Origin of the sequence: Oceanibacterium hippocampi, assembly GCF_900172325.1 — a bacterium.
Lineage (GTDB): Bacteria > Pseudomonadota > Alphaproteobacteria > Sneathiellales > Sneathiellaceae > Oceanibacterium > Oceanibacterium hippocampi.
On record NZ_FWFR01000001.1, the window covers coordinates 1,325,137 to 1,342,890 of the forward strand.

Consider the following 17,754-nt stretch of genomic DNA (forward strand, 5'->3'; position numbering starts at 1 on the left):
GCAGCCCGCCAGACACGTGGTCCAGCCTCCAGACATCGGAACCGATGCCGGCGCCAACCCCGGCAACGTCCATGAATACAGCGTCTCCGAGATCAGCTCCCGGCTGAAACGGACGGTCGAGGACGCCTATGATCATGTCCGTGTGCGCGGCGAGCTGTCGGGATTCAAGCGGGCCGCCTCGGGCCATCTCTACATGGCGCTGAAGGACGACCAGGCGGTTCTCGACGCGGTCTGCTGGCGCGGCAACGCCGGCCGGCTCACCTTCCGTCCCGAGGACGGGCTCGAGGTCGTCTGCACCGGCAAGCTGACGACCTATCCCGGGCGCTCCAAGTACCAGCTCGTGGTCGAGCGGATGGAGCCCGCCGGCGTCGGCGCACTGATGGCGCTGCTCGAGCAACGCCGACAGAAGCTCGCCGCCGAGGGCCTGTTCGAGGAGGGGCGGAAGCGGCCGCTGCCTTACCTGCCGGCCGTCATCGGCGTCGTCACCTCGCCGACCGGGGCGGTCATCCGCGACATCCTGCATCGTCTTGCCGACCGCTTCCCGCGCCACGTCCTGGTCTGGCCGGTACAGGTCCAGGGCGATGCCGCCGCCGGCCAGGTCGCGACCGCGATCCGGGGCTTCAATCGTCTGGAGACAGGCGGCCGGGTGCCGCGCCCGGACGTGCTGATCGTCGCCCGCGGCGGCGGCTCGATCGAGGATCTCTGGGCCTTCAACGAGGAGGTCGTGGTCCGCGCCATCGCCGGAAGCGCGATCCCGGTGATTTCCGCCGTCGGCCACGAGACCGACACCACGCTTGCCGATCACGCCGCCGATCGCAGGGCCCCGACGCCGACCGCCGCGGCCGAGATGGCGGTCCCGGTGCGCTCCGAACTGCGCCTCCAGATCCAGTCCCTCGACGGCCGCATGCTCGGCGCGATGAGCCGGCGGATCGCCGCCGAGCGCCAGCGTCTCGACGGCTTCGGGCGCGGCCTGCGCGACCCGGAATCGACGATCGCAACCGCCCGCCAGCGTCTCGACGAACTCGATTCGCGGCTCCGCGTCGCGTTGCGCGGCCGCACCGAACGCGGCCGCCGCGATCTCGCCGCGATCGCCGGGCGACTCAGCCGGCCGCTGCTGCTGCAGCGCCTCGAACAGCGCCGCGAGAAACTGGCGCGCCTCGCCGCCGATCTGGACCGCGACATGCAACGGCGGCGCGACGACCGGAAGCGGGCGCTCGACCAGGTATCGCGCCTGCTCGAAAGCTTTTCCTACCGCAAGACGCTGGAGCGCGGCTTCGCGCTGGTTCGCGACGGCGGCGGGGCGCCGCTCAAGCGCCGCGCCGCGGCGCGTGCCGGCGAGCAGGTGACGATCGAGTTCCTGGACGGTACGGTGCCGGCCGCACTGCTCGACGGCGACGCGGGCGAGCCGGCGCGCAAGGCGAAGCCCGCCCGGCCACGAAAGACGGCCGTCGGCGGCGACTCGACACCGGAACAGGGGAGTTTGCTCTAGATGCTGCACGAAGGCGAAGCGAAGGTGCTGTTCGGCGACGGCGAGGCCGAGGTGATCGCGCGCGGCCGCTACGTCCGCTGCGCGGTGACCGGCAGGCATATCCCGATCGAGGAACTGCGCTACTGGAGCGTGCCGCGGCAGGAGGCCTATATCGACGCCGAGGCGGCGCTGAAGGCGACGCGGGGCCGCTGATCGTGCGCTTTCGCGACTGCCTGCTGGCGATCTGCCTCGTCGTCGCCGTGATCGCTCCGGCCCGGGCCGTGTCGGTCCTCGAACTCGACGGCGCGCTGACCCAGGGCGGGTTCGTCCTCGGGCAGACCGCGCCGGGCGCCTCGGTGACGCTCGGCGGCAAGGCGGTGCGGGTTGCCCCGGACGGTCGTTTCGTGATCGGCTTCGGCCGCGACCACGGTCCGTCTGCCGAACTTCGCGTGGCCCTGCCGGACGGCGGGGAGGAGGCGCGGACCCTGGCGATCGCGAAGCGTGACTACGAGATCCAGCGGATCGACGGCCTGCCGCCGTCCAAGGTGACGCCCTCCGAGGCGGCGCTGGAGCGGATCCGCCGGGAGAATGCCGAGATCGCCCGGGTGCGCACGCTCGACACGCCGGAGACCTGGTTCCTGGAGGGCTGGCAATGGCCGGTCGAGGGGCCGATCAGCGGTGTCTTCGGCAGCCAGCGAATCCTGAACGGCGAGCCGCGCCGGCCCCATTTCGGCGTCGATGTCGCCGTTCCGACCGGCACGCCGGTGGTCGCGCCGGCACCGGGACGGGTGGCGCTGGCCGAGCCGGACCTGTATTTCACCGGCGGCACGGTGATGATCGATCACGGTTATGGCATCACCACCGTCTATTCGCATCTGAGCGCGGTCGACGTCGCGGTCGGCGACATGCTCCGGCGCGGCGATCCGATCGGCAAGGTCGGCGCGACCGGACGGGCGACCGGCGCCCACCTGGACTGGCGGATCAACTGGTTCGGCGAGCGGCTGGACCCGGAACTGCTGCCCGGGCTCAAGCCCCTGCGTTGAAGCTCCGTTCGCGGAACAGTTCGAGCAGACGCTCGTGCAGGGCGCCGGCGCAGACCACGTCGGCATGGCGCGGTTCGGACTGGTTGTAGCGATAGGGCAGGCCGTCCGAGGTAGTCGAGGATCCGCCCGCCTCGGCGACGATGATGTCGGCGGCGGCGAGATCCCAGTCGCTCTTCGCGGTCATCGAGATCGTCGCGTCGTAGCGCCCGGAGGCGACCAGCGCCATCCGGTAGGCGATCGAGTTCACGTGATCGAATTTCGCGCCCGGGCTTTGGCCGAGCCAGTCGTTGTGCTCGAAGCTCCGGCGGCTCGCGAGCAGTTCGGCGCCCTTCAGCCGGCGCCGCCGGGTGACGCCGATCTTCTGGCCGTTGAGCCGGGCGCCGCCACCCTTCCAGGCCTCGAAGAATTCCTCGGTCACCGGGTTGAAGACCGCGCCGGCCAGCGGCGTGCCGTCGATGACCAACGCCGCGCAGATGGTGAATTCCGGCTTGCGCGCGACGAAGGAGCGGGTGCCGTCGATCGGATCGACGATCCAGACCCGCGACTTGCCGAGCCGGTCCGGGGTATCGGCGGTTTCCTCGGACATCCAGCCATAATCCGGCCGGGCGGCGGTAAGCCGGGCGTTGAGCAGCTTGTCGACGGCGATGTCGGCCTCCGAGACCGGGTCGCCCTCGCCCTTGGTCCAGGACTTGAAGCCCTTGTGGAAATAGTCGAGCGCCAGCGCGCCGGCCTCGCGGACCGATTCGACGATGAGCGCGTGATCGCGAAGCAGGTCGTCCGTCATGTGCCGGCGATCGTCATGCCGTCGATGCGGAGCGTCGGCGCATTGGTGCCGTAGCGGAATTCCAGGTCGTCGGCCGGCTCCATATGGCGGAACATGTCCTTCAGGTTGCCGGCGATGGTCAGTTCCGAGACGGGAAAGGCGATCTCGCCCTTCTCGATCCAGAACCCCGCGGCGCCGCGACTGTAGTCGCCGGTGATGCCGTTGACGCCGAAGCCGATCAGGCTGGTAACGTAGAAGCCGTCGTCGATCTCGGCGATCAGTTCGGCCGGCGGGCGGCTGCCGGCCGCCATGTAGAGGTTGGTCGCGCTCGGCCCGGGCGGCGAGGCGGTGCCGCGCGCCGCGCGGCCGTTGCTGACGAGGTCGAGCTGCCGGCCGGATGTCGAATCGAGCAGCCAGGTGGTGAGCCGGCCATCGACGATCAGGTCGAGCGCTTCCGCCGCAACGCCCTCGCCGTCGAACGGCTTGGAACGGAGCCCGCGCGGCCGGCGCGGATCGTCGCGCACGGTGATGCCGTCGGCGAAGACCTGCTCGCCCATCCGGTCGCGCAGGAAGCTGGTGCCGCGGGCGATTGCGCTGCCGGAAATCGCCCCGGCGAAATGGCCGAGCATGCTGCCCGAGACGCGCGGGTCGAAAACCACCGGGCGGGGGCCGCTTTTCACCTTGCGCGGGTTGAGGCGGCGGACGGCGCGCTCGCCGGCGCTGCGGCCGATGGCCGTCGGGCTGCCGAGGTCGGCGCGATGGCGCACCGAAGCATAGTCATAGTCGGTTTCCATCGCCGTGCCGCTGCCGGCGATCGCCGAGGCGCCGATCGAATGGCTGGTGCTGCCGTAGGCGCCGCGAAAGCCGGTCGAGGTGGCGAGCGCGATCAGTCCTTCGCCGTAGCTGGCACTGGCGCCTTCGGAGTTGCTGACGCCGTCGACGGCGAGCATCGCCTCCTCGGTCTCGCGGGCGGTCTCGACCAGGGCCTCGGTGCTCGGCCAGTCGTCGTCGGCAAGGTCGAGATCCGGCCATTCCCGGGCCAGCAGGGCCGGATCGGCAAGACCGCAGAAACGGTCCTCGGGCGCGCTCCGCGCCATCGCGACGGCACGCTCGACAAGTTCGTCAAGCGCCTCGCGGCGCGGGTCGTTCGAGGAGACGAAGGCCTGCTTGTGGCCGATGATGACGCGGAGGCCGATGTCGTGGTCCTCGGAGCGGGCGACATCCTCGGGCTTGCCGAGACGCCACGAAACGCCGAGCGAGGTGCTCTCGATGCGAACCGCGTCGGCGGCATCGCCGCCGCTCGCGCATGCCTTCTCGACCAGATAGCCGACAAGATCCACAGACGCCGCCTGTCGGGCGCGTTGTTCCTTCATAATCATCGTCTCGCGATTGCCCTGCCAGCGAAGCGCCGGTCACTGGGCCCGTTGGCCGAACTGTCATAGATATAGGGGACGATGACGCCGAAGGGCACCCCTTTTGGCCGGCCGTTGCCCTAGCCGTCGACGACGAAGCGCTTTTCCTTCGCCTGGTCGAGGAATTCGAGCGCCAGTCCGGTATCGGTCAGCCGCACGACGCGCGCCCTGTTGCCGAACACCGTGGCGATCGCGCCGACCGGCGGACGGGCCTCGGTGGTGACCAGGACGCCGCTTGTCGACATGTTGGCAAGTGTCGCGGCGTGAATCTCGCCGTTCTCGAGCACGAGCTTCGATTTCAGATGGCCACCCGATTTCAGCGCCGGGGTGACGCGCCGGCAGCGCCGCTGATCGAGTTCCTGTTTCTGGCTACTTGCCATGATGCATCCCGTACAAGGCGACTACCAAGGGCAGCACGCTATCTGCAAATGCCACTAAAGACAATTGCGTGAAACGCCCGTTGTGCCGCGGCTACATTGCGTTCTTACATTTGTTGACAGGGATTCGTTTAAGAATTCTAATTCCTTGCCGAGGGGCAAGGCATGGCGATCCGGAATCCCGTTTGGCGGATCGTCTGCAACGCACGGGGTGCGGCCATGGCACCGATGCACGGAGTCCTTTTGGCAGTCACAATTCTGGTCGCGTCGCTGTTCGCTCCGCCGGCGGCGGTCTCGACGCAGGATGGCGTCGAGACCGCCGCCGGTACCGCCGACGCGGTGCCGAGCCGCGTCTGGCACCGCTGCCTGCGCCACGGTCATTGCCGGAGCGATGGCAGCTGGCTGCAGCTGCCGGCACCGGCCGGTATCGCCATCGTTCTGCTCGCGGTAGCCGGTGTGGCCCGGCGCAAGGGCTGGTTCTAGCGCGTCGTCCGGGTGGACCCGCCCCGGCCGCGCAGATAGACGACCCAGTAGACCAGCGCGACCAGCAACGCGCCGCCGGCGATATTGCCGGCCGTCACGATCGCCAGGTTGGCCGTCGCGGCGCCGATCCCGACATTTGCGCCGGCCAGCATGCCGATCGGCAGCAGGTACATGTTCGCCACGGAATGTTCGAAGCCGAGCGCCACGAAGGCGCTGATCGGAAAGATGATCGCGGCGATCCTGCCGGCCACGTCGCGCGCCGCGAAGCAGAGCCAGACCGCGAGGCAGACCAGAGCGTTGCAGAGCAGGCCGCGGAAGAAAGCCTCGACCGGCCCGAGTGCCGCCTTGCCCTCGGCGATTCGGATTGCCGTTTCCGCGACGGCCCCGTCGCCCGCTGCCAGCCCGCCGGCGAGGTGGAGAAAGAGCGCCGCGCCGAGCGCGCCGGCGAAGTTTCCGGCATAGACGATGCCCCAGTTGCGCAGCATCTCCGCCGTCGTCACCCGGCGGTCGGCCCAGGCCATGGCGATCAGGTTGTTGCCGGTGAAAAGCTCGGCCCCGCCGACGATCACCAGCACGAGGCCGAGTGAGAAGGCGAGCCCGCCGAGCAGCCGGGTCGGGCCGAAGCCGATCGTCGAGCCGGTGATGACGACCGTGTAGAACATCGCCCCGAAGGCGATGAAGGCGCCGGCGAGGAGCGCCAGGGTGAACAGGGTCAGGGCCGGAAGCCTGGCCTTGACGATCCCCGATTCCGTCACCAGACGGGCCATCTCGGCCGGCTTGTGGGCATCGAGGCCCAGGGTCCCGTCGGCCGTCGCCGGTTGTCGCGCGCCGCTGTTATCCGCCATCCCGTCCGCTCCCGCCAGTTCCAACCTCATACTGGCGAAGCCCGGGGGCGGCGGCCTTGCGCTCGATCAAGCGGCGTCGCGGCTGTTACTCGGGCGCGATCAGCCCCTCGGCGCGCAGCCAGCGGATGCTGTCGTCGAGCATGACGTTGATCGACACCTTGCGGTAGCCGAGTTCGTTCGCTGCCTTGCTGGAGACGATGCGGGGATGGCCGAGGACCATCTCGGCCGCCTCCGGGGTGAAATCCGGCTCCTTGCCAGTGACCGACGCGCCGAGTGCCTTGGCACGGGCGACCAGCCGGACCATGACGCCGGAGAAGGTGCGCTTAGGCGTCTTCTTCCCGAGCATCCGGCCGATCGTCGTGACCACCTCGAGGAAGCTCGCGTCGGTCCCGCCGAGCAGGTAGTTGGCGCCGGCCCGGCCGCGCTGCGCGGCGGAAATGTGGGCGCGGGCTACCTCCTCGGCGTGGGCGAAGGACCCGGCGCCCGGCGGTACGCCCGGGAGCTTGCCGCTGTCGACCATGCGGATCATCCGGGCCCAGTTGTCCCGGTCGTAGCGGCCGATCACGTGGGCCGGGTTGAGCACCACGACCTCGAAGCCCGGCGCGTTGGCGGCCAGCGCCGCTTCCTCGGCCAGTGCTTTCGAGCGGCTGTAGTTGATCCAGGAATCCGCGCCGGTCTTGGTCGTCGTCTCGCTGATCGCGTCATGCTCGAGCCCGTAGACGTTCCAGGTCGAGGTATGGATGAAGCGCTTCGCCCCGGCGGCCCTGGCCGCGGCCAGCATGTTCTTCGTGCCGTCGACGTTCTCCGCCGTCTGGCGCTCGTTGTTGCGCGACCAGACCGAGGTGTTGGCCGCGACGTGGAAGACCGCGTCGACACCCTCCGGGATCGCCCGGGCAAGGCTGTCCGGCTCCAGCAGCGCGCCGCTGGCGAGCGTGACCGGATAGCCGTCCAGGGCCGAGATATCGGATTCCGGGCGGTGCAGCGCGGTCACCGACCAGCCCGCCTGGCAGAGCTGCTCGATCAGGTTCCGGCCGAGAAAACCGGTGCCGCCGGTGACGAATGCCTGTTTCATTCCGCTGTCACTGCCTTCTATCCTGACTGACGTCCCGCCCGGCGGATGCCCCAGAGCATTACCGGGTCTTCGCGACCTCTTATGGCATGCTTGCCGCCCGGCGTCAGATCGTCGTTGCCGCCGCCTTCCGTTTTGACCCGCCTGACCAGCGCGTCGCTGGCCAGCACGTCGTGGTCGAGTTCCCGGGTCATCCGCTCGATGCGGTTCGCGACATTGACCGTATCGCCGAGCACGGCGAGCTCCAGCCGGTTTTCGTCGCCGATGTCGCCGACCACGACCGGTCCGTAATGGATTCCGATGCCCGCCTCTACCGGCTGCGTACCGCGTGCCGCCCGCTCCTCGTTCCAGCGCCCGAGTTCCTCGCGCATCGCGATGGCCGTGCGAAGCGCGTTCGTGGCGTCATTGGGGCCAGGTTGCGGTGTGCCGAAAGTCGCCATCAATCCGTCGCCGGTGAATTTCTCCAAGGTCCCGTCGTGCGCGAACAGGATCGCCGAGAGCCGGGCATAGAACTCGCGGAGCAGCGCGATCAGCGCCGCCGAATCGAGGGTCTCGCTCAGGCGGGTGAAGTTGCGGATGTCGACGAACATGACCGCGACTTCCTGGGTCCGGGCTGTGGTCAGCGGCTGGTCGGAGTTCGCGAGTTCATCGACCAGGTTGGCGGAGAAGTAGCGGGCGAGATTGGTGCGTTCCCGTTCAGTCGCGGCGTGACGGTAGACCAGCCCGCGCGTGCGATGAACGAATAGTGCCAGGATCGCCGAGGTTAGAAGGTAGAGAATGATCGTCGTCACGGCGACGCTCAGGTTGATCCGGTAGGGATCGCCGACGAGCGCGATCTTCTCGCCGACCGTGTAGCTCGCCCACTGTTCGCTCGTGATCAGAGGCGGGCTGCTCGGCAGCATCTGGACGAAGACCACCGTCGCACTCCACAGGATCGCCGATACCGCACCCGTCCAGAGCACGACCCGCGGCGTGAAATAGAAGATCGAGCCGCAAATCAGCAGGAAGAAGTAGAGATTGACGCCGAAACTGAAATGGAGCTGGGCGGGCCAGTTCTCGACGCGGAAGGGATTGTCCGCGAAGGCGACGGCGAGCATCGCCAGTCCGTCGACGAGGGGCACCAGGCCAAGAACCCATTCCCGGTCGTAGCCGCGACTGAAGAGAAAGCGGACGACGTAGCCGATGATTCCGAAGACGGCCAGGAAGGGAAGGTAGAACAGTCCGGCAGGCAGGCCGTTGTCGAACATCACCCAGATGCCGATGACCAGGATGCCGGCGAGCCGGATATGTGCGGCCCGGCGGACGCTGTTGCGCTGTTCCCGACGAAAGGCGGCGTCGAGCCGCCGGTTGCCGTCGTCCTGTTCGAAAGCCGTCATGGCTCCCCGCGCCTGTGTCGTCCGCCGCCCCTACGCAGGCCGCCCGACGGCCGGGCACCATTGCCCAGGCGGCTATTTCCAGATCGGCCGACCGCTGCCCGGCAGGCCGAGGCGGGCCCATTTTTCCGTCACCGCCTCGATCACCCCGGCCTCCATGCGGATCTCGCGACCCCATTCCCGGTGCGTCTCGGGCGCCATCTTGTTGGTCGCGTCGAGGCCCATCTTGCCGCCGAGACCGGATTCCGGCGAGGCGAAGTCGAGATAGTCGATCGGCGTGTTCTCGATCAGCAGCGTATCACGGACCGGGTCCATGCGGGTCGAGATTGCCCACATGACGTCCTTCCAGTCGCGGGCATCGATATCGTCGTCCACGACGATCACGAACTTGGTGTAGATGAACTGCCGGAGATAGGACCAGACCGCCATCATGATGCGCCGGGCGTGCCCCGGATAGGCCTTGCGGATCGAGACGACGGCGATCCGGTAGCTGCAGCCCTCGGGCGGCAGCCAGAAATCGACGATCTCCGGGAACTGCTGCTGCAGCAGCGGGATGAAGACCTCGTTCAGCGCCTCGCCGAGCACGCTCGGCTCGTCCGGCGGGCGACCGGTGAAGGTCGAGAGGTAAATCGGATCTCGCCGCATGGTCACCGCGCTCACCGTGAAGACCGGGAACGGCTCGACCGCGTTGTAATAGCCGGTATGGTCGCCGTAGGGCCCCTCGTCACCGTAGTCCTCCAGGCTGACATGGCCTTCCAGCACGATCTCGGCCTCGGCCGGGACCTTGAGCGGCACCGTCTTGCAGTCGACCAGCTCGACCTTGCGGCCGCGCAGCAGGCCGGCGAACTGGTATTCCGAGAGCGTGTCCGGGACCGGCGTCACGGCAGCCAGGATGGTGCCGGGATCGGCGCCGATGACCACCGCCGCCGGCAGCGGCTCCCGCTTCTCGGCGCCCCAGCGGCGATGGTGCTGGGCGCCGCCTCGGTGGCGCAGCCAGCGCATCAGGGTGGTGTTCCGCCCGGTCACCTGCATCCGGTAGATGCCGAGGTTGAAATCGTCGCCGCGTCCCTTGCCCGGTCCCCTGGTCACGACCAGCGGCCAGGTGATCAGCGGCGCCGGCTCGCCCGGCCAGCAGCCCTGCACCGGCAGCGTCGACAGGTCGATCTCGTCGCCGGTCATGACGATCTGCTGGCAGGGCCCGTGGCCGACCGTCTTCGGCCGCATCGCCATCACCGTCTTCACCAGCGGCAGCATCTCCATCGCGGCGCGGAAGCCCTCGGGTGGTTCCGGCTGGCGCAGGAAGGCGAGCGTCTCGCCGATCTCGCGAAGCTGGTCGGGCCGGCGGTCCATGCCGAGCGCGACCCGCCCGACCGTGCCGAACAGGTTGACCAGCACCGGCATCGCCGATTTCGTGCCGTCGGCGCGGACGACATTCTCGAACAGCACCGCCGGGCCGCCCTCGGCGAGCAGCCGGGTCTGGATCTCGGTCATTTCCAGGTGGGTCGAGACCGGCTCGGAAACGCGGACCAGTTCGCCCTTCTCCTCGAGCGTGGTCAGGAAATCCCGGAGCGACGAATAGGGCATGGCGGGCGGGTCCAGGTCAGGCGGCGAGCTTGCCGGCGAGGAAGGCGGCGCAGAGCAGGGCGCCATAGAGATGGTTGGAGCGGAACTTGGCAAGGCAGTCGTCGCTCGAATGGATATCGACGCGGGCCCACTGCCAGGCGAGTTGCGCCGTGGCGAGGCCAAGGCCGATCCAGAACGGCCAGGCGAGTCCGGCCAGCGCGCCGGCGGCTCCGGCTCCGGCGGTCTGCAGGCCGTAGAAGAGGACCAGCCATGACCGTGTTGCCTCGCCGAGCCTGAGCGCGGTGGACTTGACGCCGATCAGCGCGTCGTCGTCCTTGTCCTGGTGCGCATAGATGGTGTCGTAGCCGAGCGTCCAGGCGATGCCGCCGAGGTAGAGCACGACCGGGGCCCAGCCGATCTCGCCCCGAACCGCCGCCCAGCCGAGCAGCGCCCCCCAGTTGAAGGCGAGCCCGAGAAAGGCCTGCGGCCAGTAGGTGAAGCGCTTGGCGAAGGGATAGATCGCGATCAGCGCCAGGCTGGCGACGCCGAGCAGGATGGCGAGCGGGTTGAAGCTGACGAGGATCGCGAAGCCGACGAGCGCCTGGGCGATCAGCCAGGCGACGGCGGCCCGCGCGCTCGTCTGGCCGCTCGGGATCGGGCGCAGCCGGGTCCGCGCGACCTGGCGGTCGATATCGCGGTCGACGATGTCGTTGAAGGTGCAGCCGGCCCCCCGCATCACCAGCGCGCCGATCCCGAACAGCAGGACCAGCATGAGGTCCGGGCCCTGTCCGGCCGGCGCGGCCAGGGTGATCGACCACCAGCAGGGCCAGAGCAGCAGCCAGGTGCCGATCGGCCGGTCGGCGCGCGAGAGCTTGAGGAATGGTCGCCAGCCTTGCGGCGCGAAACGGTCGACCCAGTTGTCGGGCCGGGCGTCGGCAATCGTTCGTGAAGCGGGCTCGTTCATGGGGTAGGGTCTATCGCCTCCGCCGAGACAGGACAAGCACGGGTACGACATGGCCAGATCGAACAGCGTTCGGCTCTACGTGGGCGACGAACTGACGCCGGGCAGGGCGCTCGCCCTCGACCGCGAGGCGGCGCATTATCTCGGCAACGTGATGCGCCGGACGGCCGGCGATCCGGTGCTGCTGTTCAACGGCCGGGACGGCGAATGGCGGGCCGAGATCGGCGAGGTGGGACGCAAGGCGGTGACGCTCCAGGTCCGCGAGCAGACCCGGCCGCAGAGCGTGCCGGCCGACCTCTGGCTGCTGTTCGCGGCGGTCAAGCGCGGGCCGACCGACCTGATCGTGCAGAAGGCGACCGAACTCGGCGTCTCGGAAATCCACATCGTCACGACCGAACGGAGCCAGAGCGAGCGGCTCCGGCCGGAGCGGCTGCACGTCATCGCCCGCGAGGCGGCCGAACAGAGTCGCCGGCTCGACCTGCCTGGGATCACGCCGCCGGAGAAGCTCGCCGACCTGCTCGATCGCTGGCCGGCGGAGCGGGCGCTGATCTTCTGTGACGAGGGCGGGACCGCGCCGGCCGCGCTCGACGGGATGGCGGCCGCCGCGCGGAAGGATTCCCCGGCGGCGGTGCTGATCGGTCCGGAAGGCGGTTTCTCCGAGGCCGAACGGGCGCGCATCGCTGCCCATCCCGCAGCGCTGTCGGTCTCTCTCGGGCCGCTGATCCTCAGGGCGGAAACGGCGGCGATCGCCGCGCTGGTCCTCTGGCAGGCGGCACGCGGCGACTGGCGCGCCTAGCCGGTCGGCGGCTTCGCCGGTCGACGGAATTCCGTTGCAAGTGTCGCTTCGCGCAACAATCCTTCCACCGGTCGAAGTGGAATGAGCGGTCAATTTGCCCTTGCGGCGAATTTGCCCATCTATTACCTCGGGATGCAGCCGGCGGCATCGACGCCAGAACCGCCAACTTGGACGGGAGTGATTGTAGCAGAATGTCCGGACCGGCAAGCGGGGCGAAGACCCCCATCGAAAGCGAGGCGCAACTCGTCGCGTTCCTCGAATCAGGGTGCAAGCCGGTCACGGCCTGGCGAATCGGCACCGAGCACGAGAAATTCGCCTTCGACGTCAAGACCCTGCGCGCGCTGCCCTACGACGGCCCGAACGGCATCCGGGCGATCCTGAACGGCATGACCCGGTTCGGCTGGGAACCCGTCTTCGAAGGCGAGAACGTGATCGCCCTGACCATGGACGGCGCCTCCGTTTCGCTGGAGCCGGGCGGCCAGTTCGAGCTGTCGGGCGCGCCGCTGGAAACCGTGCATCAGACCTGCAGCGAGGTGAACACCCATCTCGCCCAGGTGCGCGAGGTCGGCGACGAACTCGGCATCGGCTTCCTCGGCGTCGGCTTCCAGCCGAAATGGTCGCGCGACGAAACGCCGATCATGCCCAAGGGGCGCTACAACATCATGCGCGCCTACATGCCGAAGCGCGGCAATCTCGGCCTCGACATGATGCTCAGGTCCTGCACCGTGCAGGTCAACCTGGACTACGGGTCGGAAGCGGACATGGTGAAGAAGTTCCGCACCTCGCTGGCGCTCCAGCCGGTGGCGACGGCGATCTTCGCCAATTCGCCGTTCGTCGACGGCAAGCCGAGCGGCTACATGAGCTATCGCAGCCATATCTGGACCGATACCGACCCGGACCGCACCGGCATGCTGCCGTTCGTCTTCGAGGACGGCTTCGATTTCGAGCGCTACGTCCAGTACGCCCTCGACGTGCCGATGTATTTCGTCTACCGCGACGGCACCTATCTCGATGCTTCCGGCCAGTCGTTCCGCGACTTCCTGGCCGGGCGCCTGCCGGCCTTGCCCGGCGAGAAGCCGACGCTGGTCGACTGGGACAATCACCTGACAACGATCTTCCCCGAGGTCCGCCTCAAGCGCTTCCTGGAAATGCGCGGCGCCGACGGCGGACCGTGGCGCCGGCTCTGCGCGCTTCCGGCGTTGTGGACCGGGATCTTCTATGACCAGACCGCGCTCGACGCGGCCTGGGACCTGGTCAGGGACTGGAGCGCGGAGGAACGCCAGCGGGTCCGCGACGAGGTCCCGCGCCATGCCCTGATGACCCCGCTCGCCGACGGCCGCAAGCTGCTCGACGTCGCCAAGCAGATGCTCGAGATCTCGCGCGACGGCCTGAAGCGACGGGCGCGAATGAACTTCACCGGCGAGGACGAGGGGGTCTTCCTCGACGCGCTGTTCCAGATCGTCTGGGAGGGCCGCTGTCCGGCCCGCGAGATGCTCGCCCGCTACGAGGGGCCGTGGCAGAAGAGCGTCGACCCGATCTTCCGCGAATACGCCTTCTGAGGCCCGCCGCTCAACGGCTGAACGCGGCGGCGAGCGCTTCCGGATCGTAAAGCGAACCGGGCAGGGCTGTGGCGTGGGCCTCCGCGAAGGCCGCGATGTCGACGGACAATGCGTCCCGCAGGCGGCGCGCCGCCGGGAAATCGCGGGCCGTCGCCCGTTCCTCCAGCCGCCGGAGCCGCTCGGCCAGTTCGCCGAGCGCGGATTCGGCGGTCTTCTGGGCCTCGTTCGCGGCCGGCGCGCGGAAGCGTTCGGCGACGCGCCCCAGTTCGCCGCGGACCATGTCGGCGATCAGCCCGGTGAGATCGGCATCCTCGACCCGCATCGTCTCGTGCAACAGGCCGACGAAGCCCTCGATATCGGCCATGTCGGCGGCGAGCGTGATCGCCTGGCGTGGCCGGTCGACGGCGCCGATCGCCGCCAGGTAGGCGAGGATCGCGGCCTTCTCGGCTTGCCCGAGCGCGAGGTCCAGGGCGTCGGCGTGACGGTCGAGCAGGGTGGCGAGATCGGCGGCCGAGCCGTCCGCGAGATAGGGCGCCGTCCCGGCGAGCCCGCGCAGGCCCGGGGTGTCGCGGTAACCGCCGGTGCCGACATCGTGCGCCAGGCCGTCGCGAAAGCCGGCATCCGGAACATGGCAGGCGGCGCAGGCGCGCTCGAACGGTGCCGCGCCCGCCCGTGCCGCCGCGGGCGCCGCCCCGGTCAGCCGGCCGCGCGGGCCGAGCAGGGCATTCTCGGCCGGGGCCAGGGCCTGCAGATAGGCGGTCAGCGCGTCGAGCAGGGCGGGGCGCGGCTCGCGGCCCGAGAACTCGACGACGATGACATTGCGGACGAAGGCCCTGAGCGAGCCGAAGCGGCCGTCATGGCCGAAGGGGCCGCTCGCGGCGACGCCGCGCAGGCTCGGGATGTTGACCGGGTCGAAGCGGCCATTGTCGGCCCGGCCGTTCCAGAAGCGGTGGCTGACATCGACATTGCCCGGTCGGTCGTTGGTCGTCGCGAAGAAGAAGGCGGTGCCCGCGTCGCCGTTCGGATGGCAGGTCTGGCAGGACAGGTCGAGTTGCCGGGCCCGGCCGCCGAGCGTCGTGGGCGCGCGAAAGGCGAGCCGGCCGAACTCGGCGAGGAAGGAGAGGGGGGCGTCCTCGCCATGCAGCATCTCGCGCGGCGCCTCGGCCAGCGTGGCCTGGCCCAGATCGGCCGGCCCGAGCCAGCGCGACAGGGTCGGCAGCGTCCCGTCCGCGGCGATGGCGGCCCCGGCGGTCGATCCGCCGAGTGCCATGACCGCCGCCGCGAGGACCGGAATCCAGCGCGCCCGGCGCGTCGTCGGCCCCGACCGCATCGGCGGCCTGCTCAAGCCGCGGTGCCGCCGACCGTCAGGCCCTCGACCTTGAGGGTCGGCTGGCCGACGCCGACGGGAACGCTCTGGCCGCCCTTGCCGCAGGTTCCGACGCCGGGGTCGAGCGCCATGTCGTTGCCGACCGCGGTGACCTTCTTCAGTACCTCGTTGCCGGTGCCGATCAGCGTCGCGCCCTTGACCGGCTCGCGGATCTGGCCGTTCTCGATGCGGTAGGCCTCGGTGCAGGAGAAGACGAACTTGCCAGAGGTGATGTCGACCTGGCCGCCACCGAAATTGACCGCGTAGAGGCCGTTCTTCACCGAGGCGATGATCTCGCCCGGATCGCGGTCGCCGGCCATCATGTAGGTGTTGGTCATGCGCGGCATCGGCATGTGGCCGAAGCTTTCGCGGCGGCCGTTGCCGGTCGCCGCCATGCCCATCAGCCGGGCATTCATGCGGTCCTGCATGTAGCCCTTGAGGATACCGTCCTCGATCAGCACGGTGCGCCCGCTCGGCGTGCCCTCGTCGTCGACGGTCAGCGAGCCGCGGCGGTCCGGGATCGTGCCGTCGTCGACCACGGTGATGCCGCGGGCCGCGACCTGTTCGCCGAGCAAGCCGGAGAAGACCGATGTCTTCTTGCGGTTGAAGTCACCCTCGAGGCCGTGGCCGATCGCCTCGTGCAGCAGGATGCCGGGCCAGCCGGAGGCCAGCACCACGGTCTGCTCGCCGGCCGGCGCCGCCACCGACTCCAGGTTGACCAGCGCCTGGCGCAGCGCCTCGTCGACGGCGCGCTGCCAGTTCTGGGGCTGCATGTAGAAGCCGTAGCCGACCCGGCCGCCCTCGCCGTGGCTGCCGCTTTCCCGCCGATCGCCCTTGGCAACGACGACCGAGACGTTGAAGCGGACGAGCGGGCGGATGTCGCCGGCCCGCGCCCCGTCGGCACGAATGATCTCGACGGCCTGCCAGCTTCCGGCGAGCGAGGCGGAAACCTGGACGACGCGCGGATCCTTCGCCCGGCCGTAGGCGTCGACCGCTTCCAGCAGGGCGACCTTGTCGGCGAACGGGATCTCGTTCAGCGGATTGACGTCGGTGTAGAGCGTCCGGTTGGTTCCGACCGGCGCGATCGACATGGTCCCGCCGCTGCCCTGGCGGACCGCGCGCACGGTCTCGGCGGCCCGCCGCATCGCCGGGGCCGAGATGTCGGAGGCATGGGCATAGCCGGTCTGTTCGCCGGACACGGCGCGCAGGCCGAAGCCGCGCGCGGTGTCGAAGCTGGCGCTCTTCATCCGGCCGTCGTCGAAGGCGAAGCTCTCCGAAAGCCGGTGCTCCAGATAGAGCTCGCCATCGTCGGCGCCGGCCAGCGCCTCCGCGGCGATCCGCTCGGCGGTCGCCCGGTCGAGTTCCGAATCGCCGAAGAAGATTTCATCGCCGGTCGCAATATCGCTCATCTGCTCGCTCCGTCGGTCGCCGCTGGCCAACCGCGTCTGTCGTCAAAGGGGGTCGAGCCTTCAATATGGTCGCCCCTGTCCGGCAAGTCGAGCATTGCCGGCGATCGCCATGGGGACGGCGGCTTTCAGGCAATCGCGCAGCCGGCCGGCGCGACAATCCGCCGCAAGTCCGGTCCGAGTGTCCGCCCTATCATCTCGGGTATCGCAGGACGATCCGCAACCCCGGCGCAAAACGCGGACGATACGGACTTGTGAACGGCGTTTGGCCTGTTGTAGTTTCGCGCCGGCCGCGCCCCCCGGGCTGCGGCGGAGAGGTTCGGTTGGCATGGGCCGCTGACCGCGTGATACGATCGCATCGGCGCGGAATGGATGCCCTGGTCTGGGAGTGAGCAGATAGGATGCTTGTAACAAAGAAACTGGCGGCCCTGGTGGCGCCCCTCGTGGCGGTTCTGCTGTCCACGGCGTTGATGGCCATACCGTCGCTGGCGAACGCCGCTCCCCAGCCCTGGGAATTGAATTTCCAGCCGGCAAAGTCGCCGGTGATGCATGAAGTGGCGGCCTTCCACAACCTGCTGCTCGTGGTCATCACCCTGATCACCATCTTCGTGGTAGGCCTGCTGATCTACGCGTTGATCCGCTTCAATCGGAAAGCGAACCCGGTCCCCTCGAAGACCGCGCACAACACGCTGATCGAGATTCTCTGGACGGTGCTCCCGATCATGATCCTGGTGATCATCGCGGTGCCGTCCTTCAAGCTGCTGTATTTCGCCGATCGGGTCGAGAATCCCGAGATGACACTGAAGATCACCGGTTACCAGTGGTACTGGGGCTACGAGTATCCGGACGCGGACGGCCTGTCGTTCGACGCCATCATCGTCGCCGACGAGGATCTGAAGGAAGGCCAGCCGCGCCTGCTGACCACCGACAACGCGATCGTCCTGCCTGTCGATACCACTGTCCAGATCCTGGTGACCTCCGCCGACGTGCTTCATTCCTGGGCGATGCCGCCGCTCGGCGTGAAGCTCGACGCCGTGCCCGGCCGCCTGAACGAGACCTGGCTGAAGATCGATGAGCCGGGGATGTACTACGGTCAGTGCTCCGAGCTTTGTGGAACGGATCACGGCTTCATGCCGATCATGATCCGCGCGGTCAGCAAGGAAGAGTTCCAGGCTTGGCTGGTGAAGGCCAAGGAAGAATTTGCGATGCGTGACGATGGCAGGCCGCTCCGGCTCGCCGCCGTCGCCGCCGAGTAACGGTAGAGAGGACG

At 68.8% G+C, this 17,754-nt stretch carries 17 protein-coding genes; 7 read left to right on the forward strand and 10 right to left on the reverse strand.

Annotated elements, in window-relative coordinates; translation table 11 throughout:
• Positions 1-16 precede the first annotated feature (16 nt).
• From xseA to OCH7691_RS06235, 3 genes are read left to right on the forward strand one after another with little or no spacing between them, the layout of a single operon-like run.
• Positions 17-1,489 (forward strand): exodeoxyribonuclease VII large subunit, encoded by a 1,473-nt coding sequence (gene xseA / locus OCH7691_RS06225; protein ID WP_139839545.1) that lies wholly within the window; start codon positions 17-19, stop codon positions 1,487-1,489.
• Complete coding sequence (locus tag OCH7691_RS06230) at positions 1,490-1,681, forward strand: DUF2093 domain-containing protein (protein ID WP_085882493.1); 192 nt, start codon at positions 1,490-1,492, stop codon at positions 1,679-1,681. It abuts the gene before it with no gap.
• A gap of 2 nt (positions 1,682-1,683) precedes the next feature.
• A complete protein-coding gene (locus tag OCH7691_RS06235) occupies positions 1,684-2,511 on the forward strand; it encodes a M23 family metallopeptidase (protein ID WP_085882494.1) in 828 nt (275 codons plus the stop codon).
• Here the strand turns inward: OCH7691_RS06235 and OCH7691_RS06240 are convergent.
• The 3 genes from OCH7691_RS06240 to OCH7691_RS06250 form a co-directional block, all read right to left on the reverse strand.
• Entirely contained in the window at positions 2,495-3,295 is an 801-nt protein-coding gene (locus OCH7691_RS06240; RefSeq protein ID WP_085882495.1) for a 3'(2'),5'-bisphosphate nucleotidase CysQ, read from the reverse strand. The genes OCH7691_RS06235 and OCH7691_RS06240 overlap by 17 nt on opposite strands.
• On the reverse strand, positions 3,292-4,647 hold the full coding sequence (locus OCH7691_RS06245; RefSeq protein ID WP_176244944.1) for a TldD/PmbA family protein: 1,356 nt from the start codon (positions 4,645-4,647) through the stop codon (positions 3,292-3,294). The genes OCH7691_RS06240 and OCH7691_RS06245 overlap by 4 nt, the downstream gene beginning before the upstream one ends.
• Positions 4,648-4,766: 119 nt before the next feature.
• Complete coding sequence (locus OCH7691_RS06250; RefSeq protein WP_085882497.1) at positions 4,767-5,066, reverse strand: hypothetical protein; 300 nt, start codon at positions 5,064-5,066, stop codon at positions 4,767-4,769.
• A 240-nt stretch (positions 5,067-5,306) separates the two neighbouring features.
• Between OCH7691_RS06250 and OCH7691_RS06255 the strand changes: the two genes are divergently transcribed.
• A complete protein-coding gene (locus OCH7691_RS06255) occupies positions 5,307-5,546 on the forward strand; it encodes a hypothetical protein (protein ID WP_139839550.1) in 240 nt (79 codons plus the stop codon).
• Here the strand turns inward: OCH7691_RS06255 and OCH7691_RS06260 are convergent.
• The 5 genes from OCH7691_RS06260 to ubiA form a co-directional block, all read right to left on the reverse strand.
• A complete protein-coding gene (locus OCH7691_RS06260) occupies positions 5,543-6,391 on the reverse strand; it encodes a formate/nitrite transporter family protein (protein WP_085882499.1) in 849 nt (282 codons plus the stop codon). The genes OCH7691_RS06255 and OCH7691_RS06260 overlap by 4 nt on opposite strands.
• 85 nt (positions 6,392-6,476) lie before the next feature.
• Positions 6,477-7,463, reverse strand: a complete 987-nt coding sequence (locus OCH7691_RS06265; protein WP_085882500.1) for an NAD-dependent epimerase/dehydratase family protein — start codon at positions 7,461-7,463, stop codon at positions 6,477-6,479.
• 17 nt (positions 7,464-7,480) lie between these two features.
• The gene (locus OCH7691_RS06270) at positions 7,481-8,836 is read right to left on the reverse strand and encodes an adenylate/guanylate cyclase domain-containing protein (RefSeq protein WP_085882501.1); all 1,356 of its coding nucleotides are present in this window, start codon (positions 8,834-8,836) and stop codon (positions 7,481-7,483) included.
• Between the two features lie 72 nt (positions 8,837-8,908).
• Complete coding sequence (locus tag OCH7691_RS06275; RefSeq protein ID WP_085882502.1) at positions 8,909-10,417, reverse strand: UbiD family decarboxylase; 1,509 nt, start codon at positions 10,415-10,417, stop codon at positions 8,909-8,911.
• A gap of 16 nt (positions 10,418-10,433) precedes the next feature.
• On the reverse strand, positions 10,434-11,360 hold the full coding sequence (ubiA, locus tag OCH7691_RS06280) for a 4-hydroxybenzoate octaprenyltransferase (protein ID WP_085882503.1): 927 nt from the start codon (positions 11,358-11,360) through the stop codon (positions 10,434-10,436).
• Between the two features lie 49 nt (positions 11,361-11,409).
• On the opposite strand from ubiA, the gene OCH7691_RS06285 reads away from it, so the two are divergent.
• Both OCH7691_RS06285 and OCH7691_RS06290 read left to right on the forward strand, forming a co-directional pair.
• Complete coding sequence (locus OCH7691_RS06285) at positions 11,410-12,153, forward strand: 16S rRNA (uracil(1498)-N(3))-methyltransferase (RefSeq protein ID WP_085882504.1); 744 nt, start codon at positions 11,410-11,412, stop codon at positions 12,151-12,153.
• A gap of 191 nt (positions 12,154-12,344) precedes the next feature.
• Positions 12,345-13,712 (forward strand): glutamate--cysteine ligase, encoded by a 1,368-nt coding sequence (locus tag OCH7691_RS06290; RefSeq protein ID WP_085882505.1) that lies wholly within the window; start codon positions 12,345-12,347, stop codon positions 13,710-13,712.
• A gap of 10 nt (positions 13,713-13,722) precedes the next feature.
• Here the strand turns inward: OCH7691_RS06290 and OCH7691_RS06295 are convergent, their stop codons facing one another.
• Both OCH7691_RS06295 and tldD read right to left on the reverse strand, forming a co-directional pair.
• Positions 13,723-15,042, reverse strand: coding sequence for a hypothetical protein (locus OCH7691_RS06295; protein WP_085882506.1), 1,320 nt, complete (start codon positions 15,040-15,042; stop codon positions 13,723-13,725).
• 11 nt (positions 15,043-15,053) lie between these two features.
• Entirely contained in the window at positions 15,054-16,487 is a 1,434-nt protein-coding gene (tldD, locus tag OCH7691_RS06300) for a metalloprotease TldD (protein WP_085883536.1), read from the reverse strand.
• Between the two features lie 398 nt (positions 16,488-16,885).
• On the opposite strand from tldD, the gene coxB reads away from it, so the two are divergent.
• On the forward strand, positions 16,886-17,740 hold the full coding sequence (coxB, locus tag OCH7691_RS06305) for a cytochrome c oxidase subunit II (RefSeq protein ID WP_085882507.1): 855 nt from the start codon (positions 16,886-16,888) through the stop codon (positions 17,738-17,740).
• The last annotated feature ends 14 nt before the right edge of the window (positions 17,741-17,754 follow it).

Excerpts from the sequence above, each read along its gene's own strand:
- OCH7691_RS06230 (WP_085882493.1), top strand. The coding sequence starts at position 1,490 with ATGCTGCACGAAGGCGAAGCGAAGGTGCTGTTCGGCGACGGCGAGGCC.
- OCH7691_RS06240 (WP_085882495.1), bottom strand. The coding sequence starts at position 3,295 with ATGACGGACGACCTGCTTCGCGATCACGCGCTCATCGTCGAATCGGTC.
- OCH7691_RS06245 (WP_176244944.1), bottom strand. The coding sequence starts at position 4,647 with ATGAAGGAACAACGCGCCCGACAGGCGGCGTCTGTGGATCTTGTCGGC.
- OCH7691_RS06250 (WP_085882497.1), bottom strand. The coding sequence starts at position 5,066 with ATGGCAAGTAGCCAGAAACAGGAACTCGATCAGCGGCGCTGCCGGCGC.
- OCH7691_RS06260 (WP_085882499.1), bottom strand. The coding sequence starts at position 6,391 with ATGGCGGATAACAGCGGCGCGCGACAACCGGCGACGGCCGACGGGACC.
- OCH7691_RS06265 (WP_085882500.1), bottom strand. The coding sequence starts at position 7,463 with ATGAAACAGGCATTCGTCACCGGCGGCACCGGTTTTCTCGGCCGGAAC.
- OCH7691_RS06270 (WP_085882501.1), bottom strand. The coding sequence starts at position 8,836 with ATGACGGCTTTCGAACAGGACGACGGCAACCGGCGGCTCGACGCCGCC.
- OCH7691_RS06275 (WP_085882502.1), bottom strand. The coding sequence starts at position 10,417 with ATGCCCTATTCGTCGCTCCGGGATTTCCTGACCACGCTCGAGGAGAAG.
- ubiA (WP_085882503.1), bottom strand. The coding sequence starts at position 11,360 with ATGAACGAGCCCGCTTCACGAACGATTGCCGACGCCCGGCCCGACAAC.
- OCH7691_RS06285 (WP_085882504.1), top strand. The coding sequence starts at position 11,410 with ATGGCCAGATCGAACAGCGTTCGGCTCTACGTGGGCGACGAACTGACG.
- OCH7691_RS06290 (WP_085882505.1), top strand. The coding sequence starts at position 12,345 with ATGTCCGGACCGGCAAGCGGGGCGAAGACCCCCATCGAAAGCGAGGCG.
- OCH7691_RS06295 (WP_085882506.1), bottom strand. The coding sequence starts at position 15,042 with ATGCGGTCGGGGCCGACGACGCGCCGGGCGCGCTGGATTCCGGTCCTC.
- tldD (WP_085883536.1), bottom strand. The coding sequence starts at position 16,487 with ATGAGCGATATTGCGACCGGCGATGAAATCTTCTTCGGCGATTCGGAA.
- coxB (WP_085882507.1), top strand. The coding sequence starts at position 16,886 with ATGCTTGTAACAAAGAAACTGGCGGCCCTGGTGGCGCCCCTCGTGGCG.